We start from the raw sequence: 25,427 nt of genomic DNA on the forward strand, positions 1-25,427 counted from the left end.
GACGTGTCCATCGCCGGAGCGGCAGGCTCCGAACTCCCCCCACGGTGGCCAGGCGCGTGGCTGCCCACGCCGGGTGCGGGCTCCGCCCGTACCCGCGACCGAAGGAGCCGCAGATGAGTTCCCGCGCCGCTCGCGCGACACTGGCCGGACTGCTCGCAACCGCCGCAGTCACCGCCTTCGCCCCCTGGACCTCCCAGGCGACCCCACCGGGCGACAGGACCGTCACCGCCACCCTGTTCGAGTGGAAGTACGACGCGGTGGCCCGGGCCTGCACGGACTCGCTCGGTCCGGCCGGCTACGGCTACGTCGAGGTCTCGCCCGCCTCCGAGCACATCCAGGGCGACCAGTGGTGGACCTCGTACCAGCCGGTCAGCTACCGGATCGCCGGACGCCTCGGCGACCGCGACGCCTTCGCGTCGATGGTGGCGAGCTGCCACTCGGCCGGAGTGAAGGTCGTCGCCGACGCCGTCATCAACCACATGTCGTCCGGCTCCGGCACCGGAACCGGCGGCACCGCGTACACGAAGTACGACTACCCCGGCTTCTTCCAGGACCAGGACTTCCACTCCTGCCGCAAGGACATCAGCGACTACGGTGACCGCGACGACGTCCAGAACTGTGAACTGGTCGGCCTGGCCGACCTCGACACCGGCAGCGACGCCGTCCGTACGACGATCGCCGCCTACCTCTCCGACCTGCGCACGACGGGTGTGGACGGCCTCCGCATCGACGCCGCCAAGCACATGGCGGCCGACGACATCGCCGCGATCAAGGGCAAGATGGCCGACCCCGGCTTCTGGGTCACCGAGGTGATCCACGGGGGCGGCGAGGCCGTCCAGCCCGACGAGTACACCGGGGTGGGCGACGTCGACGAGTTCCGCTACGGCGGCCACCTCAAGAGCGCCTTCCAGGGCGGCTCCCTCACCGGCCTGAAGAACGTCGCCGACGGCAAGCTGGCGAGCGGGAGCGCCCGCACCTTCGTCGACAACTGGGACACCGAGCGCAACGGCTCCACCCTCACGTACAAGGACGGCGCGGCCTACACCCTGGCCAACGTCTTCATGCTGGCCTCGCCCTACGGCTCCCCGAACGTCTTCTCCGGCTACGAGTGGTCGGACAAGGACGCCGGCCCGCCCGACGGCGGCGCGGCAGCCTGCGGCAGCGGCGGCTGGACCTGCACGCACGCGCAGACGGCGATCACCGGCATGGTCGGCTTCCACAACGCCACGGCGGGCGCGGAGTTGACGCACTGGTGGGACAACGGCTCCTCGGCCATCGCCTTCGGCCGGGGCGACAAGGGCTTCGTGGCCATCAACAACGGTGACGCCGAGCTCCGGCAGACCTTCACCACCCCGCTCCCCGCAGGGTCGTACTGCGACGTGGCCCAGGCCTCCCCGGACGCCTGCGACGGCCACACCGTGGAGGTCGGCGACGACGGCACCGTGACGGCGGCCGTCCCGGCGAAGGGCGCGCTGGCCCTGCACACCTGAGCCGCCCCGTCCCCCGTACACACAGACACCGCCGCCCGGCGGGCAGGGTCCTGGAACCCCGCCTGCCGGGCGGCGGTGTGCGTACGGGTGCCTACAGGGCGGCCGTGGTGCCCGCGCCGCTCGCGCTCTGGTCCAGCCACTGCGACCACGACAGGTTGAAGGAGGCGTAGCCGTTGTCGGCGGGGGCCTTGGCGCGCGGGGAGCCGGTGATCGTGACGGGGTCGCCCTGCTTCACCTGGCCGTAGAACCACTTCGCGTCGGCCAGCGAGAGGTGCACACAGCCGTGCGAGCCCAGCGCGCTGCCGCTGCCCGGGTTGGTGTCGCCGGTGGAGAAGTGGACGTAGGTGCCCGACTGGGTGAGGTGGATGTCCCAGGGCAGGGTCAGGTCGTAGTAGTTCGCGTCGCCCTTGTTGCAGCTGATGTGGACGCTGCAGGACGTCATGTGGACCTTCTCCTGCTTGTCGATCACCGCCATCGTGCCGCTCCAGGTCGGGTACTGGGCGCTGCCCGCGTTGATGGAGAGCGTCCGCACCGGGGCGCCGTTGCGGGTGACCTTCATGGTGTGGCCGGTGACCGAGGCATCGGCCCGGACGTCGTCCCCGATGGTGAAGGAGTGGGTGTAGCCGTGCGTGCCGTAGCGGCCGCTGCCGTTGGAGACGTCCTTCAGATCGGCGTCGATGCGCACCTTGGTGCCGGACTTCCAGTAGTTCTGCGGACGCCAGTCGACCCGCTTGTCGCCCATCCAGTGCCAGGCACCGGTGGTGGGGACGGAGGCGGAGATCTTGAGGTGCTTCTCGATGTTCGAACGGGCCGAGGTGGCCACCGGGTTGGTGAAGACCACGGAGACCGGCATGGCGACGCCCACCGTCGCCTTGTCCAGCGGCGCGATGGTCTCCAGCAGCATCGGCGGACCCGAGGGACGCGTGTGCGACGGCGACGGGTGCGCGCTCGCCGACGCCCCGCCGGAGGAACCGCCCTTGGCGTCCCCGTTCCCGGAGCCGGCCGATGCCGATCCGTTGCCACCGCAAGCGCTCGTCCCCGCGAGTACCGCGCTCACCAGCAACGCGATCCCTATAACGCCCTTGCCCCGCCGCATGTCCTGCTCCGCTCGCGTCACTACTTCAAGGATTCAACATTTATAGAGACATGGAGAGGCCCGGCGCGGTTGCGGGCGGCGTGTAAAGCACGTGTCAAGTCCGTGGCCGGGCGGGCGCGGAAGAGGCGCGGGACGGGCGCGCGTGAGAGGGACACACGAGGGGACGAGATCGGCGCTGGGCGCGGAAAAACACAAAGGCAAGGAGAGAGCTCTCCTTGCCACTCTCAACTTATAGCGCACAGGGGGGCTTGCCGCAAGGCCCCCGTCAGAGCGCAGAATCGTCGCTCGTTGCCGAGACCTGCGGAAACCGGCGGCCGCGCGTGTGTTGCTGCCGGCCTGCGCGGGGCGCGGTGGCGTCGAATCAGTGGTGGGACCGGCAGCGCGGTCGCAGAGGTGCGCACCGCCCGGCTCGGCGGAGGGAGAACAAGCAGGGATGACGGCGATGAACGAGCAGTACGTGCTGGACCTCAGGGACGTCGACGAGACCCGGACCGGGGCCGTCGGCGGCAAGGGCGCGCATCTGGGCGCGCTCTCGCGGATCGAGGGCGTCCGGGTGCCGGACGGCTTCTGCGTGACGACGGACGCCTTCCGGCAGATCATGGACCTGGTGCCGTCGGCCGACGACCGGATCGAGCGGCTGTCGCGCCTGGACCCGGACGACCGCGAGGCGGTCCGCACGCTCAGCGCGGAGATCCGCCGCACCATCGAGGAGACCGCCGTCCCAGACTCTCTCGCGGCGGAGGTCACCCGTGCGCTCGGCCGGCTCGGTGCGGGGACCGCCTGCGCCGTCCGCTCCAGCGCCACGGCGGAGGACCTGCCGACGGCCTCGTTCGCCGGCCAGCAGGACACGTACCTGAACGTCGTGGGGCCGTCGGCGGTCCTGCGGCACATCAGCCGTTGCTGGGCCTCGCTGTTCACCGAGCGGGCCGTGATCTACCGCCGGCGCAACGGCATCGACCACCGCACGGTCCACATGGCCGTGGTCGTGCAGCGGATGGTCCTGCCGGACGCGTCCGGCATCCTGTTCACGGCCGACCCCGTCACCGGCAACCGCAGGACGGCCACCGTGGACGCCGGTTTCGGCCTCGGCGAGGCGCTGGTCTCCGGGCTGGTGAACCCGGACGTCTTCACGGTGCGGGACGGCGAGGTCGTCGCCAAGGCGGTCGCCGCCGAACAGCGGGCCGTCCACGCCCTGCCCGGCGGCGGCACCCGGGAGGTGGAGCTCGATCCGCGACAGCAGGAGACGCCCGCGCTGACGGACGGGCAGGCCGTGCGGCTCGTCGGGCTCGGGCGGCGGATCGAGGCGCACTTCGGGAGCCCGCAGGACATCGAGTGGTGCCTGGCCGACGACGGGTTCCAGATCGTCCAGAGCAGGCCGATCACCACTCTGTTCCCCATTCCCGAGGCCGGTGACCAGGAGAATCACATCTACGTCTCCGTCGGTCACCAGCAGATGATGACCGACCCCATGAAGCCCCTCGGGTACTCCATGTGGCAGCTGACGGCCATGGTGGCGATGCACGAGGCGGGCGGGCGGCTGTTCGTCGACGTCACCCAGCGCCTCACCGCACCCGAGAGCCGCGCCGCCCTCCTGGACATCATGGGGAAGGGCGATCCGCTGGTCAGGGACGCCCTGGAGACCGTGATCGACCGCCAGGGCCTGTCCCTCCCGCCCTCGGACGCGGCCCCCGCCCCGCAGGCGCCCGGGGACGCCGTCCCGGACGGGCCCGACCCGGCCATCGTCCCCGAGCTGATCGAGCGCAGCCGGACCTCCGTCGCCGCCCTGGAGCGCGACATCCGGACGAAGAGCGGACCGGCACTGTTCGACTACCTGCCGGAGGCCTTCGAGGAGCACAGACGAGTCCTCGGGGACCCGCTCAACTTCCGGGCGATCATGGCGGGGATGGAGGCCACCTGGTGGCTCAACGAGAAGCTGCTGGAGTGGCTGGGCGAGAAGAACGCGGCCGACACCCTGACCCTGTCCGCCCCCGGCAACATCACGTCGGAGATGGGGCTTGAGCTGCTCGACGTCGCGGACGTGATCCGCCCCCGGCCGGAGGTCGTGGCGTTCCTGCGCGACGCCGGGTCCGTCGGCGACGCGGCCTTCCTGGACGAGCTGGCGAAGGTCGAGGGCGGAACCGCGGCGCGCGACGCCATCGAGGGCTACCTCGACCGGTACGGCATGCGCTGCGTCGGCGAGATCGACATCACGCGGCCGCGCTGGAGCGAGCGCCCCACCACGCTCGCGCCCGTGATCCTCGACAACGTCCGCAACTTCGGTCCGGGCGCCGCCGGACGGCGCTTCGAGGAGGGCCGGCAGAAGGCGCTCCGCAAGGAACAGGACGTGCTGACCCGGCTGCGGGCACTGCCCGACGGGGACCGGAAGGCCGATGGGGCCAAGCGGATGATCGACCGGGTCAGGGCCTTCATCGGCTACCGGGAGTACCCGAAGTACGGCATCGTCAGCCGCTACTTCGTCTACAAGCGGGCCCTGATGGCGGAGGCCGGGCGCCTGGTGCGGGCCGGGGTGATCCCCGAGCGGGAGGACGCCTTCTACCTGACGTTCCAGGAACTCGGCGACGTCGTGCGCTCCGGCGAGGCGGACGGCCGGCTCATCGAGCGGCGCAAGGAGGCGTTCCGCTCGTACCGGACGCTCACCCCGCCCCGGGTGCTCACCTCGGACGGCGAGGCGCTGACCGGGGCGTACCGGCGCGACGACGTGCCGGACGGCGCCCTGGCGGGGCTGCCGGTCTCCGCCGGGACGGTCGAGGGCCGGGCCCGCGTCGTCCTGGACATGGCGGACGCCGATCTGGAAGCGGGCGACATCCTGGTCACGACCTTCACCGACCCCAGCTGGTCGCCGCTGTTCGTCGGCATCGCGGGCCTGGTGACCGAGGTCGGCGGCCTGATGACGCACGGCGCGGTGATCGCCCGGGAGTACGGACTACCGGCCGTCGTGGGCGTGGAGGGGGCCACCCGGCTGATCGAGGACGGGCGGCGGATCCGCGTGCACGGAACCGACGGGTACATCGAACTCCTGCCCTGAGCGGGCGGGGGAGCCCGACGGCCCTGCGGCCCGGACAGCGGTGTGCCCCGTCGTGTGTATCGACGGGGCACACCGCGCTCGGCCGCAGGGCCACCGGCCGGTGACCCGGACCGCGTCATGCGCTTCCTACGGGAAGGACACCACCTGCGACGGGACGGTGGACGTCCCCGACGTGGGCGAACCCGTGTCGTTGATGACGTGGTCGTACTGTCCCTGGCCGCCGAGCGAGACGACGAGCAGGTCGTGGAACTTCACTCCGGGCTTCACCGGAGCCTCGAAGCCGTGGCCCTGGACGATCGTCGGGTCCACGTTGTAGTAGCAGTAACTGCCCAGACCCCAGCCCTCATGGGTGGTGACGGAGTCGTCGACCTTGTAGGCCGCGAACCCCTTGGTGTCACCGTTCTGGACGGCCGCCTGATTGGGGGCGTCGTACGACTTCTCGTTCTGGAAGAAGATCGTCTTGCCGTTCTCGCCGGACCAGCGCACGTCGTACTTGTTGAAGTGTTCGACGAACAGCCCGGTCGCCAGCACGTTGTCACCGTTGACCTGGAGGCCGTAGTCGGAGCGGTTGGTCTCCCAGCCGACCCCCTCGCCGTGGTCGGCGCGCCACAGCCAGGTGTGGTCGATGATCGTGTCGTTGCTGTTGATCACCATGGCGGTGGTGGCCTTGCCGGCGCCCGCGCCGCCGACCCGGACGAACACGTCCTGGAGGGACGTCGGGTTGTCCGCGTGGCTCGTGGCCGATCCCTCAGTGCCGACCTCGATGAGGGACTTGGAGTTGGTGGTCCCGGCGTCGACGAGCAGGCCGGCGAGCTTCACGCCGTCCACGTCACCGACCTTGATGGCCGTGACCCCGTTGTCGGGGACGATCGTGGCGAGACCCAGACCCAGCGCCACGGTGTTGGCGCGGTCGATGTTGATCGTCTGGTCCACGTGGTAGACACCGGGCGTGAACAGCAGGTGCAGGCCCTGCTGGACCGCCGCGTTGATCGTCTCGGCGGTCGCGCCGGGCTTCACCACGTAGAACTGGTCCAGCGGTATCGACTCGCCCTTGGGAGCGCCGTTGGCCCACGAGACGCCGCGCGCGTTGGTGCGCTTCTCGGGGACGAACACCTTGTAGTCGTCGCCGTCCAGGTACAGGAACGGCTTCTCGCGGGAGACCGGGGTGTTCTCCAGGGTGGTGTACGGCGGCTCCGGGAAGCTCTGTGCGGGGGCGCCCTCGACGCCGGAGAACGTCATGTTCCAGACGCCGTTGCCCCAGCTGCCGACCGAGCTGTCGCGGGTGTACCACTGCTGCTGCGAGTAGGGGCCGACCTGGCCGTCGATCTTGCTGTCGGCGATGTACCCGCCGCTCGCCCAGCCGTAGCCGTCGGGGGCCAGGTTGAGTCCGCCCTTGACGTGCATCCGGCGGAACGGGGCGGCCTGCGAGACGGCCCAGCGGTCGGTGCCGCTGACCGGGTTGAGCGCCAGGTTCTCCGCCGAACGCCAGAAGTTCTGGGTGGCGTTGCCGTCGAACCAGCCCGCGTCGACGGTCACATCACCGTTGAACGTGGTGTCGTCGGGGTTCAGCCCGAGACCGGCGATCGAGGTGTAGAACCCGATCTGCGCGTTGAGGTTGTCGTACGTGCCCGGCTTGAACATCAGCGCGTAGCGGCCGTCGCCGAACTGCGCCGACTCCTGCTTCTTGAACACCTCGTCGACCTTGGCCTGGATGTCAGGCATCGACGGATCGAACACCATCACGTTCGGACCGAGGTCGCCGCCGCCCTCGATGGCCTTCGCGTCCGCCCCGAAGGCGTTCTGCGCGGTGGGGACGGCCATGAGCAGCGAAACGGCGAACGCGGCGAATCCGAACGTCCGGGTACGGCGCCTGCGACGGGGAGCGGTGGGGGGCGCCATGGGCGTCTCCGTGGGGGGAGCATGCATAGACGTACGTCTCCTGAGTCGTGGTACGGGTGACACGACGAGCTTCTCGGAGAGTCTGTGAGAGCGCTCTCCGACGGGAGTTGATGCTTCCGCCGTCACCCGGGAAACGTCAAGAGGTGTGCATCAAGAGCCTCACCCGAACCGCCTGCACGCAACAAATAACTTCGGCAGAAAGGCAATTGACCCGTTCTGGGATCAGTTCTGGGTGCGGTTGACTTTAGGAGTTGATGTTCCTCGGCGTGCCGTACGAGCGGTCCGAGCCGGCTCCGGACGCGGACCTGGCCGGCACCTTGGTCAGGTGGGGTGCCGGCCAGGGGTTCTGGGTGCGGGTCAGTGACTCCCGCTCGCGCGCCGGGTGATGCGGGCGATCGCCTCGACGGTCAGCGCGCGGTCGTGCGGTTCGGTCTCCAGGGCACGGTGGATGGACAGGCCTTCGATCAGTGCGTCCAGCTGACGGGCCGTCGCCGGGTCGAAGTGCCACTCCAGCGCGCGCCGGCTCCTGCGCATCCACTCCCGGGTCAGTTCACGGTAGGCGGGTTTCCTGGCCGCGAGCGTGTAGAGCTCGTGGGTGAGGACCAGTTCGCGCTGGTTCCCGCTCGACAAGTGGTGAACGAGACCGGCCACCGCCTCGCGGGCCTCGTCGGGAGTGTTCGCGGCGCCGAGCCGTTCCTCGAAGACGGCGACGATGCTGCTGGAGAAGCGGATGAACGCCTCCCGCAGCAGCTCGTCCATGCCGCCGAAGTGATACGTCATCGATCCGAGCGGCACCCCGGCGCGGGCGGCGACCTTGCGGTGCGACGTCCCGGCGACCCCCTCCTCCGCGATCAGGTCGAGCGCGGCGGTGATGATGCGCTCCCGCCGCTCGGGGTCGTTCCTGCCGGTCGCCACGGTGCTTCCCTCTTCCGAACCCTAGATCGAACGGATCACCCGGGCCGGATTGCCCACGGCGACCACGTCGGCCGGGACGTCCTTCGTCACGACGGCTCCGGCGCCGATGACGCTGTTGTTCCCGATGGTCACCCCGGCCAGCACGATCGCTCCGCCGCCGAGCCAGACATTGTCCCCGATCGTGATCGGCTCGGCCGCCTCCAGCTTGTCGCGGCGCGGTTCGGGTTCCACCGGGTGGGTCGGGGTGAGCAACTGTACGTTCGGCCCGATCTGGCAGTCCCGGCCGATGGTGATCGGGGCCACGTCCAGGGCGGTGAGGTTGTAGTTGATGAACGTGTCCTCGCCGACCGTGATGTACGTGCCGTAGTCGACGTACAGCGGCGGCCGGATGTGGACGCCCCTACCCACGGCGCCGAGGAGTTCGGCGACGAGGGGCTGCGCCGCACCGGCGTCCTCGGTGTACGCCGCGAGGTACCGGGCGGCGAGGCGCACGGCGCGCTGCTGGGCCTTCGCGATGTCCGGATCGTCGGAGACGTAGAGGTCGCCGGCCAGCATCCGCTCATGGTTGGTACGGGGGTCTCCCGCGAAGTGATCCTTCATGCGTACGATCGTACACTCAGGGCGTACGATCGTACGCTCCAACTGTCTTCCTTCTTCGATCCGTCTGCTGAGGCCCCCGCTGCCATGGATGCCGTCACTCGCCGCTGGCGCACCGCCCTGTTCCTCTTCATGCTCGCCGCCGGCACCGGAATGGCGTCCTGGGTGGCCCGCACCCCGGCCGTCCGGGACGGGCTCGACGTCTCCACCGGCTCGATGGGCCTCGTGCTGTTCGGGCTGTCCGTCGGTTCGATGGCCGGCGTCATGTCCTCCGGCCCGCTCGTGCGCCGCTACGGGGGGCGGGGGGCGATCAGCGTAGGGGCGTCGCTGATCGTCACCGGGCTCCTGGTCGTCGCGGCGGGCACGGGCCTGTCGCTGGCGGCCGGGGTCTTCTGCGGACTTGCCCTGTTCGGCGGCGGGATGGGGCTGGCCGAGGTCGCGTTCAACATCGAGGGTGCGGCCGTCGAGAGCGTCATCGGCCGGCCCGTACTGCCGGTGCTGCACGGCTGCTTCAGCCTCGGCACCGTGGTCGGGGCGCTGCTGGGCATGGGGCTGACCGCGGCCGCGTTCCCCGTGGGCCGGCACCTGGCCCTCGTCGCCGCACTCATAGCCGCCGCCGCGGTCCGGGCGGTCCTGTCGATCCCGCACGGCACCGGAAAGGACGACGGCAACGGGGCCCCGGGATCGGGCGGTCTGCGCGGCCAGCTGGCGGTGTGGCGGGACCGGCGCCTCGTCCTGATCGGGGTGATCGTGCTGGCCATGGCCTTCGCGGAGGGCGCCGCGAACGACTGGCTGCCGCTGCTGATGGTGGACGGCTACGAGGTGAGCGCCACCGCCGGCTCGCTGACCTTCCTGGTCTTCGCCTCCTCGATGACGCTCGGCCGCTTCGCGGGCGGCCCCCTCCTGGAGCGCTTCGGCCGGGCTGTGGTCGTCCGGATCAGCGCGGTCGTCGCCGCGCTGGGCCTGGCGGTGGTGATCGTCGCGCCGAGCCCGGCGATGGCGGGCGCCGCCACGGTGCTGTGGGGGCTGGGCGCCTCGCTCGGGTTCCCGGTCACCGTGTCCGTGGCGGGCGACCACCCGCACGACGCGGCGGCACGGGTCGGCGCGGTCTCCACCGCGGGCTACCTCGCCTTCCTCGTCGGCCCGCCCGGACTCGGCTTCCTCGCCGACCACATCGGCCTCCGCCTCGCGATGACCGTGGTCCTCGCCCTGGTGATCGTCGCCGCCACCCTGGCCGGGGCGCTCGGGTCCGGCCGCCGCACCGCCGCGGAGCCGGACCCGGTCACGCCCTAGTGGGCCCCCTCGTCCCACAGCGCGGTGCTGTGCGCCGCGACGAGTGCGCCGATCCGGGCGAGCGCCTCCCCGGCCGGCCTCGGCTCCAGCCGGCGCCCGTCGCGCAGGCGCAGCGCGACGAGGTCCCCGGCGGCCTCCGCCGCACCGATCACCGCCTGGTACGGGACGAGCCTGGCCTCCCGGATGCGGGCGCCCAGGCTGCCCCGCTCCCGGCCGCTGACCTCCGCGCGCAGCCCGAGCCCGGTGCACCGGCGGGCGAGCTCCTCGGCGTTCGGTAGTTCGGCGTCCGAGACCGGCAGGATCACGATCTGGGTGGGGGAGAGCCAGCCGGGGAAGGCGCCGCCGTGCTGCTCGACGAGGTGGGCGACGGCCCGCTCCACGCTGCCGATGATGCTGCGGTGCACCATGACCGGGCGGTGCTTCGCGCCGTCGGCCCCGATGTAGTGCAGATCGAAGCGCTCCGGCTGGTGGAAGTCCACCTGGACGGTGGACAGGGTCGACTCGCGGCCCGCCGGATCCGCGACCTGGACGTCGATCTTGGGCCCGTAGAACGCGGCCTCGCCCTCGGCCGGCTCGTACGGCAGCCCGGACGATTCGAGCACCTCGGTCAGCAGGGCGGTGGAGCGGCGCCACAGCTCCGGCGCTGCGACGTACTTCCCGCCCGGCCCCGGGAGCGAGAGCCGGAGGCGGGCCGGCCGGATGCCGAGTGCCTCGTACGCCCGGCGGATCATGCCGAGCGCGGCCCGCGCCTCCCCGGCGACCTGATCCGGGGTGCAGAAGATGTGCGCGTCGTTCAGCTGGATGGCCCGCACCCTGGTCAGCCCGCCGAGCACCCCGGACAGCTCCGAGCGGTACATGCCGCCCAGCTCGGCCATCCGCAGCGGCAGCTCGCGGTAACTGTGCGCGCGGGAGCGGTAGATGACCGCGTGGTGCGGGCACAGGCTCGGCCGCAGCACCACCTGTTCGCCGCCCAGGTCCATCGGCGGGAACATGTCGTCGCTGTAGTTCGACCAGTGCCCCGAGATCTCGTAAAGCTCCCGTTTGCCGAGCACCGGCGAGTACACGTGCCGGTAACCGGCCTGCCGCTCGGCGGTGCGGACGTACTCCTCCAGGGTGTGCCGCAGCGCCGCGCCGTCGGGCAGCCAGTAGGGAAGCCCCGCGCCGATCAGCGGGTCGGTGTCGAACAGCTCCAGCTCGCGGCCGAGCCTGCGGTGGTCGTGCATGGCGGTCTCCTCGCGTACGAGGGGCGAGTCACCGCAAGCAGAAGCCCCGGGGCACCCGCCCCGGGGCTTGCAACTGGTCAGCAGTCAGCGCGCCGGGACACTCTCCGGCGTCGTCGTCACAGCGGCGCGCTTCATGCGGGGGACGCTAGCAGGGGCCCCCGGCGCCCCGCGCGGGAATATCGCGCGGGGCGCGTGGGCACGAGGAGGTCAGCCCTTCTTCGACGCGTCGAGGTGGGCGAACACGACCACGTTGTCCTCGTAGTCCTTGACCGTCCTGTCGTAGTTGCCGCCGCAGGTGATCAGGCGCAGCTGGGCGTCCGGGGTGTCGGCGTACACCCGCTTGTCGGGGAACTTCGCCTTGCTGAACGTCTCGACGGTGTCGACCTTGAACGTGGCCACCGTGCCGTCCGTGCGCGTGATGTCGACCGTCGAGCCGGGCCGCAGGAAACGCAGTTGCAGGAAGATCGCGGGGCCGGTCGTCGTGTCCACATGGCCCGCGACGATCGCCGCCCCGCGCTCGCCGGGCGTCACCCCGTCCTTGAACCAGCCGGCCAGGTTCTTGTCGTTCGGGGGAGGCGCGTCGAGCCGGCCCGAGGCCCCGATCGCCAGCGGGGTGAACGGCGCGTCCACCGCGATGGCCGGGATCCGCAGCCGCTTCGGCACGGACCGGGGCAGGGACGGTCCCGGGTCGGCCGTCTTCGGGGCCGCGGAGGCCGACGCGGGCGCGGGGGCCGGGGCGGCGGGCGCGGCGACCGAGGGCGGGGCGGGCGGTTTGTCGTCGGCCGGGGAGCCGACCGAGTTGTAGATCAGGAGCATGCCGAGACCGGCCGCCGCGGCGGGCCAGAGCAGGGCGCGGCCGAGCGTGACGGTGTCGGAGGCAGTCCGGGAGGAGGGTGAACCGGGCGACTGCGGGGCGGCCATGGGAACGAGCCTTTCGTCTGCGCGGGACAGCGGTGGCGGGGATGCGGTGGCGCCGGAGCGCCGGATGCGGGGGAAACGAAGGCGCCGCGGCCGCCGTCCGGAGGGACAGCGGCCGCGACAGTGGAGCTACCGGCCGGCAGTGCGGTCGGGTCAGGCCATCGCGCCGCCCGTCGCCTGGCGGCGACGCAGCTTGTAGGCGCCGACGCCGACGCCACCGAGCAACAGCAGCGAACCGGCGGCCAGACCACTGCCGGTCATGGCCATCGCGCCACCACCGGTGTGCATGCCGCCGCTGGGCTTGTCCTTCTTCCAGCCCTCGTCGTCCGACTTGCCGTGCTCGTCCGACTTGCCGCCCTCGTCGTTGCCCGGCTGCCACTCCTTGGCGACCGTCGACGACAGGGCGCCGCCGCCGGCGTGCATACCGCCGCGGGGCTTCTCCTTGTCCTCGTCCTTGTACTTGCCGCCCTCGTCGTCGTTGCCGGGCTGCCACTCCTTGGCGACCGTCATCGACAGGGCGCCGCCGCCGGTGTGCATGCCGCCGCGGGGCTTCTCCTTGTCCTCGTCCTTGTACTTGCCGCCCTCGTCGTCGTTGCCGGGCTGCCACTCCTTGGCGACCGTCATCGACAGCGCGCCGCCGCCGGTGTGCATGCCGCCGCTGGGCTTGTCCTTCTTCCAGCCCTCGTCGTCCGACTTGCCGTGCTCGTCCGACTTGCCGTGCTCATCGGACTTGCCGTGCTCGTCGCGGTCGCCGGCGACCGTCATCGACAGGGCGCCGCCGCCGGTGTGCATGCCGCCGCGGGGCTTGTCGCCGTCCTTGTCCTTGTACTTGCCGCCCTCGTCCGACTTGCCGTGCTCCTCGCTGCGGGAGGACGAGCCACTGTCGTGGCCCCCGTCCTCGGAGACGGCGATGGCGTAGGCGGAGGGAGCGGTGATCGTGAGGACCGCCGTGACGGCGGCCGAAGCGAACAGTGTGCGGGCAGAGCGCATCTGAACACATTTCCTTTCGTCGCGACTGCGGAGAGTGACGAGAATGTCTACTCGTAGTGGCGCAGTGGCTACGTGATCCACCGTCAGCCGGAACGCCGGGGCGCGCCATCGGGGAGCGCCGCATTGGAGCTACGCCATGGGCTCATCGAGTGGCGGAGCGCGGATAATCACCCGTTGGACGGCACGCCGCGCCGGGGAGAGGTTTGGACTTCTGCCGAACCGTCGTCAGCTGACAGTTCCTCACCGCACCGGATCAGGGATCACGCTTCCGATAAACGGGTTGCACCGCCGCCGGGCCGACTGCTGTACTCACCGCACAAGCCGACAGAGCCAGGAGACCTCCATGCGCCGATCTCACATGTTCGTTCAGACGGGAATTCACACCGAAGCTGAGAACATGGAGTTCTGTGCACACGCTGAATCTTGGAATTCTGGCGCATGTCGACGCCGGTAAGACAAGCCTGACGGAGCGACTGCTCCACACCGCCGGAATCGTCGGCGAACTCGGCCGGGTCGATGACGGGAACACCCGGACCGACTCCCTCGCGCTCGAACGGCGACGCGGCATCACGATCAAATCGGCGGTCGTCTCGTTCGATATCGACGACGTCACCGTCAACCTGATCGACACCCCCGGCCACCCGGACTTCATCGCCGAGGTGGAACGGGTGCTGAGCGTGCTCGACGGCGCCGTGCTGGTCATCTCCGCCGTGGAGGGCGTCCAGGCGCAGACCCGCGTCCTGATGCGGACGCTCCAGCGGCTGCGCATCCCGACGCTCGTCTTCGTGAACAAGGCCGACCGCGCCGGAGCCCGGTACGAGCAGGTACTGCGCGACATCACGGAGAAGCTCACGCCGAACGCCGTCGCGATGGGACCGGCCGTCACCGGCCTCGGCACCCGCGACGCGCACTGCCCGTCCTACGCGGCCGACGACCCCCGGCTCACCGGCCGGCTGACGGACCTGCTCACCGAGCACGACGACGCCCTGCTGACCGAGTACGTCGAGGGCGGCGACGTACTCGCGCCCGGCCGGCTCCACGAGGAGCTGGCGGCCCAGAGCGGACGGGCGCTCGTCCACCCCGTGTACTTCGGCTCGGCCGTGACCGGCGCCGGAATCGCCGCGCTGACCAGCGGGATCAAGGAGTTGCTGCCCGGCGCGCGGGGCGATGCCGACGGGCCGGTCTCCGGTACCGTCTTCAAGGTCGAACGCGCCCCCGCGGGCGAGAAACTCGCCTACGTCCGGATGTTCTCGGGCACCGTACGCACCCGCGACCGGCTCCCGTTCGGGCGCGGGCCGGCCGCTGCCGGCGAGGGCAGGGTGACCGGGATCAGCGTCTTCGCCGACGGCTCGGACACGCCCCGTCCGTCGGTCGGACCGGGACGCATCGCGAAGCTCCGAGGACTGAGCGACATCCGGATCGGGGACGCGGTCGGTGTCGCTCCGGAAGGGGCCGGTGAACACCATTTCGCCCCGCCCACCCTCGAATCCGTCGTGGTACCCGAACCGCCCGCCTCCAGGGGAGAACTGCATCTCGCCCTCGCACAGCTCGCCGAACAGGATCCGCTGATCGACCTGCGCCAGGACGACATCCGCAAAGAAGTCTCCGTATCGCTCTACGGCGAAGTGCAGAAGGAAGTCATCGAGGCGACCCTCGCGGAGGAATTCGGAATCGATGTCACCTTCCGCGAGACCACGACCATCTGTCTGGAAAGGCCGTCCGGCACCGGTGCCGCATTCGAGATCATCGACAAGGACGACAATCCCTTTCTCGCGACGGTCGGCCTGCGCGTCGATCCCGCCCCGGCCGGCAGCGGGGTGGACTACCGGCTGGGGGTGGAGCTCGGCTCCATGCCGTACTCCCTGATGAGGGCGGTCGAGGAGACCGTGTTCGAGACGCTCGCACAGGGCCTGTACGGCTGGCGCGTCACCGACTGCACGGTCACCATGACGCACTCCGGCTACTGGCCCCGCCAGAGCCATGCGCACGGCACCTTCGACAAGTCCATGTCGAGCACCGCGGGGGACTTCCGCAGCCTGACCCCGCTGGTCCTGATGTCGGCGCTCCAGCGGGCCGGCACCACGGTGTACGAGCCGATGCACCGCTTCCGGCTGGAACTGCCCGCGGACGCGCTCGGCCCGCTCCTGCCGGTCCTCGCCCACCTGACGGCCGTCCCGGGCGCCCCGGCCGTGGACGGCGCGAACTGCGTGCTGGAGGGCGAGATCCCGGCGGCCAGGGTGCACGAACTGCAGCAGCGGCTCCCGTCGCTGACCCGGGGCGAAGGCCTGCTGGAATCCGCGTTCGCCACGCACCGGCCGGTCGTCGGCGCCCTCCCGAGGCGCTCCCGCACCGACCACAACCCGCTCGACCGGAAGGAGTACCTGCTGCACGCGGCGCTGCGGGGGCCGGGCCCGTCCGGCGGCTGAGGCGGCCGCGGGCCCGCCACCGGCTCAGTTGAGCCGGGCCCGCGCCGCCCGCGCGCTGCGCCGGACCGCCTCCGCGGCCTCCGGCTCGACATCCGCGACCACGTCCGCGTACTCCTCCAGTTCCGCCGCCCCGCGCAGGAACTCCCCGCTGCGGACGAGCAACTGAGCCCGTTCGTACCGCAGCCGGGCCGGGTGCGAGGGCAGCAGCAGGGACAGCTCCACCGCCCACAGCGCCACGTCGGAGCGTTCCGGGCGGGCCGCCGCCCAGGCCCGGATGTTGTTCAGGATCCGCAGCACCGTCTCCAGCGGCCGCGCGGGTACCAGCATCGACGGCTCAAGCGGCTCCCCGGTCGCGCCCGCCACCAGCAGTTCCGCGTCCTGGCCCGACAGCGGACGGCCGCCGGCGAACGGATCGGCCAGCACCGGCTCCTCCGGATCGCCGAAACCGACCACGAAGTGGCCCGGCAGCGCCACCCCGTACACCGGGGCGCCCGCCCGCCGGGCCACCTCGATCCACACCACCGACAGCAGGATCGGCAGCCCGCGCCGGCGCCGCAGCACCTCGTGCAGCAGGGACGATTCAAGGCGCTGGTACTCCGCCGACGAGCCCTCGAACCCGTACCGTTCACCGAGCAGTTCGGCCAGTGCGGAGGCCCAGGCCCGGCCGCCGCGCAGCCCGTACGGCAGCAGGCCCGCGAGCCGGTCCAGCTCGATCTGCGCCGCGTCGATCCCGTTCGCGTCCAGCGCGGGATCCGCCTCCGCCGCCAGCAGCAGGCAGAGCAGCGCCAGGTCCGGCCGCTCGGCCCGCGCTTCCTCCGCGAACCGGCGGCGGATCTCTTCCCTGTCGTGCCTCTCGGGAGCCATCGCGCTACGTCGGCCGGAAGTGGTGGTAGCGGTGGTGGGTGGCGAACCCCATCCCGTCGTACAGCGCACGGGCGCCTTCGTTCTCCGCCTCCACCTGGAGCCACCCGGCCGAGGCGCCCTCGTCCATCGCCTGCCGGGCCAGTGCGGTCATCACCGTGGTGGCCAGTCCCCGGCGCCGGTGCCCGGGGGCCACCTCGACGGCCATGAACCCGGCCCACCGCCCGTCCACCACGCAGCGGCCGATCGCGGCGGGCGCGGCCCCGCCGTCATCGCCCGCCACGGTCGCGAACCACACCGACGGACCGCTGCCGAGCACCGCCCCAACCTCCGGGCCAGGGGTCTCGAAGCGCTGGTAGCGCGAGAGCCACGCCGCGTCCACCGCACGGCTGAGGCGCACCCGCGACACCTCGGCCGCCAGATCACCGATCGGGGCCAGCGACGCGATCCGCACCTCCGCCGTCACCTCGCGCCGCCATCCGTGCTCCTCCAGCGCCGCGCACAGCTCCTCCTGGGTGCCCTGCGCCCCGGTCGCCGTCTGGACGTAGGGCACCAGATCCCGGTCGGCGTACCACTGCCGCACCCGCGCGAGCGCGGCGTCGAGCGGAACGCCCGGATCCCCCAGCGGCAGCACGGAGTTGGCGCGCCGGGTGAACCCGCCGGCGGCGCGCAGCAGCCAGTCACCGAGCGGCTCGCTCTCCACCGGCTGCCAGGCACGGGCACAGACCCGGGCGAGTTCGCCGAAGGAGGCCGCCGGGCCGCGTCGCCTGGGCGGCGCGGCCGGTACGGTCTTCCCCGCCACCAGGGACGATTCCGCGATGCGGACGGTTTCACCGCTCTTCGGTGTGACGGACAGCACACCGCTGTCCCACGATGTGAGAACGCCAACCGTGTCAGTGAATTTCGGCCCCTGCGGACCGTCCTGGAGCAGGCGGCGGACCGAGACCCGTTTGCCCACGTCAGCCGGTGTGATCCGGATCTCCAGCCGTCCGCCGATGGTGAATTCCACAGCTCTGTCCGCCCCTCCTGTTCGGATCGTGCCCGGGAACGGAGATACTAGGTGCGGGCATCGACGACGCCGCGCTCCCGCGCGAGAGCCAACGCCCTACCGAGGAGGAACGACAGCGTGACCTACGTCATCGCGCAGCCTTGTGTCGACGTAAAGGACAAGGCCTGCATCGAAGAGTGCCCCGTCGACTGTATCTATGAGGGCCAGCGGTCCTTGTACATCCACCCGGACGAGTGCGTCGACTGCGGGGCCTGTGAGCCGGTCTGCCCGGTCGAGGCGATCTTCTACGAGGACGACACCCCGGAGGAGTGGAAGGACTACTACAAGGCGAACGTCGAGTTCTTCGACGACCTCGGGTCGCCGGGTGGTGCTTCCAAGCTGGGTCTGATCGAGCGCGACCACGCGTTCATCGCGGCCTTGCCGCCGCAGAACCAGTAGCAGCGTCCGGCACGTGCGTCACCCCGGTCCCGTACGGCTCGTCACCGTGCGGGACCGAGGCGTTTCCGCACCCCTCCCCGCCGCGACGCCGGCCGTCACATCGGCCGTGACCTCCGCCGTGTCATGAGCCCGAACCCCGCACCAGAAAGCAGAGATCCGTGTCCGCAGCAGTCTCCTCCCGCCTCCCCGTCTTTCCCTGGGACCGGCTCGCGCCCTACAAGTCGACGGCCGAGGGCCACCCGGACGGCATCGTGGACCTGTCCGTCGGCACCCCCGTCGACCCGGTGCCCGAGCTGATCCAGCGGGCGCTCGTCGCCGCTTCGGACAGCCCCGGCTACCCGACGGTGTGGGGGACCGCCGCGCTGCGCGACGCGCTCACCGGGTGGGTGGAGCGGCGGCTCGGCGCGGTCTCGGTGACCCACGAGAACGTGCTGCCCGTCGTCGGCTCCAAGGAACTGGTGGCCTGGCTGCCGACCCAGCTCGGCCTCGGCGCCGGCGACAAGGTCGCCTACCCCCGGCTCGCCTACCCGACCTACGAGGTCGGCGCCCGGCTCTGCGGCGCCGAGCCGGTCGCGTACGACGACCCGACCGAGCTGGACCCGGCCGGGCTCAAGCTGCTCTGGCTCAACTCCCCGTCCAACCCGACCGGCAAGGTGCTGGCCAAGGACGAGCTGACCCGGATCGTCGCCTGGGCGCGCGAGCACGACGTGCTGGTCCTCAGCGACGAGTGCTACCTGGAGCTGGGCTGGGAGGCCGAACCGGTCTCGGTGCTCCACCCGGACGTCTGCGGCGGTACGTACGAGGGCGTCGTCGCCGTCCACTCGCTCTCCAAGCGCTCCAACCTCGCCGGGTACCGCGCCGCTTTCATCGCGGGCGACGCGGCCGTCCTGGGCGAGCTGCTGCTGATCCGCAAGCACGGCGGGATGATGACGCCCGCACCGGTCCAGGCGGCCGCCGTCGCCGCGCTCGGTGACGACGCGCACGTGACCGGGCAGCGCGCCCGCTACGCCGCCCGCCGCGCCGCCCTGCGCACGGCGCTGGAGGCCCACGGCTTCCGGATCGAGCACAGCGAGGCGAGCCTCTACCTGTGGGCGACCCGCGACGAGCCCTGCTGGGACACCGTGGCGTACCTGGCGGAGCTGGGCATCCTGGTGGCGCCCGGGGACTTCTACGGCCCGGCCGGAGACCGCTTCGTGCGCGTGGCGTTCACGGCCACGGACGAGCGCGTGGCGGCCGCGGTCAAGCGACTGGGCTGAGCGCCCGTCCGGTGACACGCGCGAGGGCCTGAGGGGTGCGCACTCCTCAGGCCCTCGCGCGTTGCCGTACCGGTGCGGCGTGGATCAGCCGAGCGGCAGGCCCTGCGTCGGCAGGCCGCCGAGGCTGCCGGTGGGCAGTCCGCCCTTGGCCGCGCCACCGAGGGTGTCGGTCGCACCGCCGGTCGCGGCCTTGCCGACGGCGGGGGCGGCCTTGCCGGCCGTCTCGCCGAGGGTCTTGCTCGCCACCGGCAGCGTGGTCCCGACGACCTTGCCGCCGGTCTCGGCGCCCTGCTTGGACACGCCGTCGACCGTCTTGCCGAGACCGGCGCCGTCGACGGTGGTGAGACCGCCGAGCTCCGGAGCCTGCGGGAGCTCCGCGGCACCGGCGGCACCGGCCGCACCGACCACGGGGGCCGCACCCGCCGCGATCAGCAGCGCGGTACGGGCGATCCGACGGGTCAGGGGGAGGGACATGATGCTCCTTCGACGGGGTGTGGAATCTGCACTGTCCGTGGACCGGACGTCATGACAACCGTCCTGGGGGCGGGGGAGGTTGCGGTGAACCGACGTAAAGAGTCGGCAATGCGTCACATAATCCGCAACGGAGGAACCCGGGCAGACAATGCATTCCCCGGCCGTTGGACGAACCGTCACTTCCCTTTGCCCGCAAGGAAATTGGACCCTCCCGAAGGGGTCACGCGAACCCGTGTGCGGAGCCTGTTCCAGGAATGCCCGGACCCCCTGTACGAGGGACCGGCCGCACTAATGCACGAAGCGCATACGGACCTCTGTGGTGCCCGTTTTCCTGCTTTCGGTCCGCCAGCCCGATCCGGCCCTCCACACCTGGCCCGCGTACGCCACCTCGTCGATGCCCAGCCCCTCGGACTGTGCGACCGCCCAGTGCGCCAGTTCCCAGCCGTGCTGCGGAACACCGCTCTCCGCGGCCGCGCCGCCCGATCGCACCGGCACCGAGAGTGAGCCCCGGGCCGTCGCACCGGCGGTCGGGGTCCGGCCGTCCGCCGCGTCCGCGGACGGCAGCGCGTCCTTCCCGAAACTACGGGTCAGCGCGGCCCGGACCTTCGAGACATCGCCCGTCCCGGCCGTGCTGCGCGGCGGCGAACAGGTAAGCGCGGCCGGCGTCCGGCCGGTCAGCACGGCCGCGAGCAGCGCGGCGTCCGGCTCGTGCTTCGCGTACGCCTGCGGGAAACCGCTGCGCTGCACGCGCTGCGCGGCCACCGTCAGCGGCAGCCGCGAGTAGCCCGGGACCTCGGCCAGGTGCTCGTAGAACTTCCCGGCCGAGTACACCGGGTCCAGGATCTGCTGCCCGGTACCCCAGCCCTGCGAGGGCCGCTGCTGGAACAGCCCCAGGGAGTCCCGGTCGCCGTGGTCGATGTTGCGCAGCCCGGACTCCTGGAGGGCCGTCGCCAGCGCGATCGTCACCGCCCGCTCCGGCATCCCGCGCGTGGTCCCGACGGCCGAGATCGTCGCGGCGTTCGCGGCCTGCTCCGGACTCAGCCGGTAGGTGCGCCCCTCACCGGACGAACCGTCCGCCGAACGCACGGTGCACTGGTCGGAGCTCGTACCGCCCGAAAGGTAGGAGACGGTCAGATAACCGCCCACGGCCACGAGCACGGCGAAGGCGGCCGCGACGCGGAGCCGGCGGCTGCGGCGGCGGCCGGTGTGTCGGCGGGCGGAGGAGTCGGTCCGGGGCACGGGGCCACCGTACGCGAGGCACTAGGGTCGTAGCCATGGCCGAAAGCACCCTTGACCTCACATTGGACGGACCCGCGCTCACCGCCCGGCTCGTCGACTTCCCCTCGGTCAGCGGGGAGGAGAAGGACCTCGCTGACGCCATCGAAACGGCGCTGCGGACCCTCCCGCACCTGACCGTCGACCGGTACGGCAACAACGTCGTCGCCAGGACGGACCTCGGCCGCGCCGAGCGCGTCCTGCTCGCCGGGCACATCGACACCGTGCCGATCGCGGACAACGTGCCCTCCCGGCTCGACGCGGACGGGCTGCTGTGGGGCTGCGGGACCTCCGACATGAAGTCCGGCGTGGCCGTCCAGCTGAGGATCGCCGCGACGGTGCCCGAGCCCAACCGCGACCTCACCTTCGTCTTCTACGACAACGAGGAGGTCGCCGCACACCTCAACGGCCTCGGACACATCGCCGACGCCCACCCCGACTGGCTGGCGGCCGACTTCGCCGTCCTCCTGGAGGGTTCCAACGGCGAGGTCGAGGGCGGCTGCCAGGGCACGCTGCGCGTCCTCCTCCGTACAGAAGGGGAGCGGGCACACTCCGCGCGCAGCTGGATGGGGTCCAACGCCATCCACGGCGCCACCCCGATCCTGGCCAGGCTCGCCGCGTACGAGCCGCGCAAGCCGGTGATCGACGGGCTGGAGTTCCACGAGGGGCTCAACGCCGTACGCATCGAGGGCGGCGTCGCCAACAACGTCATCCCCGACGCCTGCACCGTCGTCGTCAACTACCGCTACGCCCCCGACCTGAGCGAGGCGGAGGCGCTGGCCCACGTCCACGAGGTCTTCGCCGGCTGCGGCGTCGCCGAATTCGTCGTCGACGACCACTCCGGCGCGGCGATGCCCGGCCTCTCCCACCCCGCGGCCAAGGCGTTCATGGACGCGGTCGGCGGCACCGCCCGGCCCAAGTTCGGCTGGACGGACGTGGCGCGCTTCGGCTCGCTCGGCGTCCCCGCCGTGAACTACGGCCCCGGCGATCCGATCCTCGCCCACAAGCGCAACGAGCACGTGTCGGTCGAGCGGATCACCCACTGCGAGGCGCGGCTCCGCTCCTGGCTCACGACCTGACCTCCGGCATTCCCCTGCCCGTAACCTCCGGCGATCTACGCTGGGCGGAGACAGAGCGCCGCAGGGCGGTTCTGACGTCGTCGGAGGGAGCAGGTCATGGGCAACCCCGAGGGAGCACGGATTCCCGAGGAACAGCGACTCGGCCCGGTGCTGCGCCGCAGGGACCAGGTACAGCCCGGCACCACCGATCAGCGGCTGCTGGACTCCGAGGGTGACTCCGAGTGGGTGCACACCGACCCCTGGCGGGTGATGCGCATCCAGTCGGAGTTCGTCGAGGGATTCGGCGCCCTGGCCGAACTGCCGAGCGCCATCAGCGTCTTCGGCTCGGCCCGCACACCGGTCGACGCGCCGGAGTACGAGGCGGGCGTACGGCTCGGCAAGGCGCTGGTCGAAGCGGGCTTCGCGGTGATCACCGGGGGCGGCCCCGGAGCGATGGAGGCGGCGAACAAGGGGGCGCGGGAGGCGAAGGGGGTCTCGGTCGGTCTGGGCATCGAGCTGCCCTTCGAGTCCGGCCTCAACCCGCACGTCGACATCGGCGTCAACTTCCGCTACTTCTTCGTCCGCAAGACGATGTTCGTGAAGTACGCGCAGGGCTTCGTCGTCCTGCCCGGCGGGCTCGGCACGCTGGACGAGCTCTTCGAGGCGCTCACGCTCGTCCAGACGGGCAAGGTCACCAGCTTCCCGATCGTGCTCTTCGGCACGGCGTACTGGGGCGGCCTGGTCGACTGGCTCCGCGACACGGTGATCGCCCAGGGCAAGGCCTCCGCGAAGGACCTGCTGCTGTTCCACGTCACGGACGACGTGGACGAGGCGGTGGCACTGGTGACGAAGGAGGTCGGCCACTAGGGCCTCTCGTTTGGACCGTGCCGTGTCCGCGAGTCCCAGCCCCTCCGGCGTTCGAGGAGCGGGGTCCGGGGCGGAGCCCCGGTTACGGGGGCGCCGCCCCCGCCCCCGCTACGCGAGCCCCCGCCGCGCCACGGCCGGCGCCCGGTGCCCGGCGATGGCCGCCACCATGTCCAGGACGTCCCGCGTCTCCGCCACCTCGTGCACCCGGTACACCCGCGCCCCCAGCCACGCGGACACCGCGGTCGTCGCCAGCGTGCCGATCAGGCGTTCCTTCACCGGGCGGTCGAGCGTCTCGCCCACGAAGTCCTTGTTGGACAGCGAGACCAGCACCGGCCAGCCCGTCTCCGTCATCTCCTCGAGGCGGCGCGTCGCCTCCAGGGAGTGGCGGGTGTTCTTCCCGAAGTCGTGACCCGGGTCGATCATGATGCCGTCCGGCCGGACGCCCAGCCCGACGGCCCGCTCGGCCAGCCCCACGGTCACCCGCAGGATGTCCGCCATCACGTCCTCGTACCCGATCCGGTGCGGCCGGGTCCGCGGCTCGGCGCCGCCCGCGTGCGTGCACACGAGGCCCGCCCCGTACCGTGCGGCCACCTCCGCGAGCCTGGGATCGACGCCGCCCCACGCGTCGTTCAGCAGATCGGCGCCGGCCTCGCAGACCGCCTCACCGACGTCGTGGCGCCAGGTGTCGACACTGATCACCACGTCCGGGTGACGCCGGCGCACCTCCGCGACGAACCCGACGGTCCGGCGGGCCTCCTCGTGGGCGGTGACCTCTTCGCCGGGGCCGGCCTTCACCCCGCCGATGTCGATGATCGCGGCACCGTCCGCCACCGCCTGCTCGACGCGGGAGAGCGCCGGCTCGTCACGGAAGGTCGCGCCCTGGTCGTAGAAGGAGTCCGGGGTGCGGTTCACGATCGCCATGATCACCGGCTCGTGCGCACCGAACTCGCGCCGCCCCAGCCTGAGCGCACCGCTTCGCATCCCGTGAATCTCCCTGTGAATCCCCCGGCGCATCTCCCGCCGGGACCGACTGCGACCCTAATGCCTCGCCCGGCACGGCCTGCCCCGTCACGCCGCCCGGCACGTCCGCTCCTTACGGGCATGCCGAACCGTGCGAGCCGCACCGGGCGGGGCACCGACTGTCGGTGCCTCATGGCACGATCGGAGCCGGACGAAATTCCGCTCCCGGGGAGATGCGCGTGTTCTGGTTCTTGCTGCTCGCGATGGTGGTTGTGGTCGCCGCGGTCACCCTCGCGGTGATCGGCGGAGGGAGGAGCGCCATCCTCCAGGACGTGGCGCCCGAGCAGCTGGTCGATCCGCTGCCCGCGACGCGCCCGGTCGGCCACGCGGATGTCCAGGCGCTCAGGCTGCCGGTCGCCGCCCGCGGCTACCGGATGACGGATGTCGACGAGGCGCTGGGCCGGCTCGGCGCCGAACTCGCCGAGCGGGACGCGCGGATCGCGGAGCTGGAGTCGGCGCTCGCCGGTGCGCAGGCCACCAGGGCGGGCGGCCCGGATCTCCTCAAGGAGCCCGATCTCCTCCAGGAGCACCAGGAGCACCAGGGGCGGTCCCAGACGCCCTGGCAGGCCCCTTGGCAGCCGCAGCAGGAGCCGCATCAGCAGGGGCAGCCCCCGGCGAGCCCCGGGAACGGCGGCGCCGCACCTCGGCCGGACGAGGAGGGCGGGCGATGAGCGGCGGAGCCGAAGCCGCGGCGGACGGCCGGCTGCGCTGCCCGTGGGGCCTGTCCACCGACGACTACCTGGCCTATCACGACTCGGAATGGGGCCGCCCGGTCCACGGCGATGACGCGCTCTTCGAGCGGCTGTGCCTGGAGGCGTTCCAGTCGGGCCTGTCCTGGCTGACGATCCTGCGCCGCAGGGAAGGCTTCCGCAGCGCGTTCGCCGGGTTCAGTATCCCCGCCGTGGCGCGGTTCACGGACGTCGACCGGGAGCGGCTGCTGGCCGACGAGGGCATCATCCGCAACCGCGCGAAGGTGGACGCCACCATGGCCAACGCCAAGGTGCTGGCCGGCTGGCGGAGCGGTGAGCTGGACGAGCTGATCTGGTCGTACGCCCCGGACCCGGCCACCCGGCCCGCCCCTCGGACGCTCGGGGACGTCCCGGCGGTCACGGCGGAGTCCACGGCGCTGTCCAAGGACCTCAAGAAGCGGGGGCTCCGCTTCATCGGCCCCACCACCGCCTACGCCCTGATGCAGGCGTGCGGGCTGGTCGACGACCATCTCGTCGACTGCGTGGCACGCGGCACCGAGGCGTAGGAGCGGGCCCGCTCCCGGGGC

At 71.6% G+C, this 25,427-nt stretch carries 21 protein-coding genes and 1 pseudogene; 10 read left to right on the top strand and 12 right to left on the bottom strand.

The genetic code is table 11. From position 1 onward, the window contains the following. The first annotated feature begins 113 nt into the window (after nucleotides 1–113). Nucleotides 114–1,490 carry an alpha-amylase family protein gene (locus tag ACGFU6_RS33660; RefSeq protein ID WP_393616366.1) on the top strand — a complete coding sequence of 459 codons (1,377 nt, stop codon included), beginning with the start codon at nucleotides 114–116 and terminating at the stop codon, nucleotides 1,488–1,490. 91 nt (nucleotides 1,491–1,581) lie between these two features. On the opposite strand, the gene ACGFU6_RS33665 is transcribed toward ACGFU6_RS33660, so the two are convergent. Beyond that, on the bottom strand, nucleotides 1,582–2,586 hold the full coding sequence (locus tag ACGFU6_RS33665; protein ID WP_393616419.1) for an Ig-like domain-containing protein: 1,005 nt from the start codon (nucleotides 2,584–2,586) through the stop codon (nucleotides 1,582–1,584). Nucleotides 2,587–3,028: 442 nt separating this feature from the next. Between ACGFU6_RS33665 and rph the strand changes: the two genes are divergently transcribed. Then, on the top strand, nucleotides 3,029–5,632 hold the full coding sequence (gene rph / locus ACGFU6_RS33670) for a rifamycin-inactivating phosphotransferase (RefSeq protein WP_393616367.1): 2,604 nt from the start codon (nucleotides 3,029–3,031) through the stop codon (nucleotides 5,630–5,632). 126 nt (nucleotides 5,633–5,758) lie between these two features. Here rph and ACGFU6_RS33675 read toward each other — a convergent pair whose 3' ends face one another. The 3 genes from ACGFU6_RS33675 to ACGFU6_RS33685 all read right to left on the bottom strand — a co-directional run bounded on the left by ACGFU6_RS33675 (nucleotide 5,759) and on the right by ACGFU6_RS33685 (nucleotide 9,046). Then, nucleotides 5,759–7,558, bottom strand: a complete 1,800-nt coding sequence (locus ACGFU6_RS33675) for a coagulation factor 5/8 type domain-containing protein (RefSeq protein WP_393616368.1) — start codon at nucleotides 7,556–7,558, stop codon at nucleotides 5,759–5,761. Between the two features lie 330 nt (nucleotides 7,559–7,888). After that, entirely contained in the window at nucleotides 7,889–8,446 is a 558-nt protein-coding gene (locus ACGFU6_RS33680) for a TetR/AcrR family transcriptional regulator (RefSeq protein WP_393616369.1), read from the bottom strand. Between the two features lie 21 nt (nucleotides 8,447–8,467). Beyond that, nucleotides 8,468–9,046, bottom strand: coding sequence for a sugar O-acetyltransferase (locus ACGFU6_RS33685; RefSeq protein ID WP_393616370.1), 579 nt, complete (start codon nucleotides 9,044–9,046; stop codon nucleotides 8,468–8,470). An 84-nt stretch (nucleotides 9,047–9,130) separates the two neighbouring features. Between ACGFU6_RS33685 and ACGFU6_RS33690 the strand changes: the two genes are divergently transcribed. Then, a complete protein-coding gene (locus ACGFU6_RS33690; RefSeq protein ID WP_393616371.1) occupies nucleotides 9,131–10,336 on the top strand; it encodes an MFS transporter in 1,206 nt (401 codons plus the stop codon). Here ACGFU6_RS33690 and thrS read toward each other — a convergent pair. The 3 genes and pseudogenes from thrS to ACGFU6_RS33705 all read right to left on the bottom strand — a co-directional run. Beyond that, nucleotides 10,333–11,565: pseudogene (gene thrS, locus ACGFU6_RS33695) on the bottom strand (threonine--tRNA ligase); the annotation flags it as partial. The gene ACGFU6_RS33690 and the pseudogene thrS sit on opposite strands and share 4 nt — an antisense overlap. A 201-nt stretch (nucleotides 11,566–11,766) precedes the next feature. Next, complete coding sequence (locus ACGFU6_RS33700; RefSeq protein ID WP_393616372.1) at nucleotides 11,767–12,480, bottom strand: class F sortase; 714 nt, start codon at nucleotides 12,478–12,480, stop codon at nucleotides 11,767–11,769. 150 nt (nucleotides 12,481–12,630) lie between these two features. Then, nucleotides 12,631–13,467, bottom strand: a complete 837-nt coding sequence (locus tag ACGFU6_RS33705) for a hypothetical protein (protein ID WP_393616373.1) — start codon at nucleotides 13,465–13,467, stop codon at nucleotides 12,631–12,633. Nucleotides 13,468–13,874: 407 nt separating this feature from the next. On the opposite strand from ACGFU6_RS33705, the gene ACGFU6_RS33710 reads away from it, so the two are divergent. Next, a complete protein-coding gene (locus ACGFU6_RS33710) occupies nucleotides 13,875–15,893 on the top strand; it encodes a GTP-binding protein (protein WP_393616374.1) in 2,019 nt (672 codons plus the stop codon). A 24-nt stretch (nucleotides 15,894–15,917) separates the two neighbouring features. On the opposite strand, the gene ACGFU6_RS33715 is transcribed toward ACGFU6_RS33710, so the two are convergent. Both ACGFU6_RS33715 and ACGFU6_RS33720 read right to left on the bottom strand, forming a co-directional pair. Continuing rightward, entirely contained in the window at nucleotides 15,918–16,757 is an 840-nt protein-coding gene (locus ACGFU6_RS33715) for a transglutaminase-like domain-containing protein (RefSeq protein ID WP_393616375.1), read from the bottom strand. A 4-nt stretch (nucleotides 16,758–16,761) separates the two neighbouring features. Further along, nucleotides 16,762–17,763: a GNAT family N-acetyltransferase gene (locus ACGFU6_RS33720; RefSeq protein WP_393616376.1), complete on the bottom strand. Its 1,002-nt coding sequence runs from the start codon at nucleotides 17,761–17,763 to the stop codon at nucleotides 16,762–16,764. 117 nt (nucleotides 17,764–17,880) lie between these two features. Here ACGFU6_RS33720 and fdxA point away from each other — a divergent pair, with 117 nt between their 5' ends. Next, a complete protein-coding gene (gene fdxA / locus ACGFU6_RS33725; RefSeq protein ID WP_018956287.1) occupies nucleotides 17,881–18,201 on the top strand; it encodes a ferredoxin in 321 nt (106 codons plus the stop codon). Between the two features lie 158 nt (nucleotides 18,202–18,359). Next, on the top strand, nucleotides 18,360–19,457 hold the full coding sequence (gene dapC, locus ACGFU6_RS33730; protein WP_393616377.1) for a succinyldiaminopimelate transaminase: 1,098 nt from the start codon (nucleotides 18,360–18,362) through the stop codon (nucleotides 19,455–19,457). An 84-nt stretch (nucleotides 19,458–19,541) separates the two neighbouring features. Here dapC and ACGFU6_RS33735 read toward each other — a convergent pair whose 3' ends face one another. Both ACGFU6_RS33735 and ACGFU6_RS33740 read right to left on the bottom strand, forming a co-directional pair. After that, complete coding sequence (locus ACGFU6_RS33735) at nucleotides 19,542–19,931, bottom strand: ATP-binding protein (RefSeq protein WP_393616378.1); 390 nt, start codon at nucleotides 19,929–19,931, stop codon at nucleotides 19,542–19,544. A gap of 288 nt (nucleotides 19,932–20,219) precedes the next feature. Continuing rightward, nucleotides 20,220–21,170, bottom strand: a complete 951-nt coding sequence (locus ACGFU6_RS33740; protein ID WP_393616379.1) for a hypothetical protein — start codon at nucleotides 21,168–21,170, stop codon at nucleotides 20,220–20,222. A 35-nt stretch (nucleotides 21,171–21,205) separates the two neighbouring features. On the opposite strand from ACGFU6_RS33740, the gene dapE reads away from it, so the two are divergent. Both dapE and ACGFU6_RS33750 read left to right on the top strand, forming a co-directional pair. Then, nucleotides 21,206–22,285, top strand: a complete 1,080-nt coding sequence (gene dapE, locus ACGFU6_RS33745) for a succinyl-diaminopimelate desuccinylase (protein WP_393616380.1) — start codon at nucleotides 21,206–21,208, stop codon at nucleotides 22,283–22,285. A gap of 96 nt (nucleotides 22,286–22,381) precedes the next feature. After that, nucleotides 22,382–23,131 (top strand): TIGR00730 family Rossman fold protein, encoded by a 750-nt coding sequence (locus tag ACGFU6_RS33750; protein WP_393616381.1) that lies wholly within the window; start codon nucleotides 22,382–22,384, stop codon nucleotides 23,129–23,131. Between the two features lie 108 nt (nucleotides 23,132–23,239). Here ACGFU6_RS33750 and folP read toward each other — a convergent pair whose 3' ends face one another. Further along, a complete protein-coding gene (gene folP / locus ACGFU6_RS33755) occupies nucleotides 23,240–24,112 on the bottom strand; it encodes a dihydropteroate synthase (RefSeq protein WP_393616382.1) in 873 nt (290 codons plus the stop codon). 218 nt (nucleotides 24,113–24,330) lie between these two features. Between folP and ACGFU6_RS33760 the strand changes: the two genes are divergently transcribed. Beyond that, the gene (locus tag ACGFU6_RS33760) at nucleotides 24,331–24,822 is read left to right on the top strand and encodes a hypothetical protein (RefSeq protein ID WP_393616383.1); all 492 of its coding nucleotides are present in this window, start codon (nucleotides 24,331–24,333) and stop codon (nucleotides 24,820–24,822) included. Beyond that, complete coding sequence (locus ACGFU6_RS33765) at nucleotides 24,819–25,406, top strand: DNA-3-methyladenine glycosylase I (RefSeq protein ID WP_393616384.1); 588 nt, start codon at nucleotides 24,819–24,821, stop codon at nucleotides 25,404–25,406. Before ACGFU6_RS33760 ends, ACGFU6_RS33765 begins: the two co-directional genes overlap by 4 nt. Nucleotides 25,407–25,427: the final 21 nt, after the last annotated feature.

The sequence above is a fragment of the Streptomyces sp. NPDC048462 genome (assembly GCF_043200175.1).
In the GTDB taxonomy this organism is placed as follows: Bacteria; Actinomycetota; Actinomycetes; order Streptomycetales; family Streptomycetaceae; genus Streptomyces.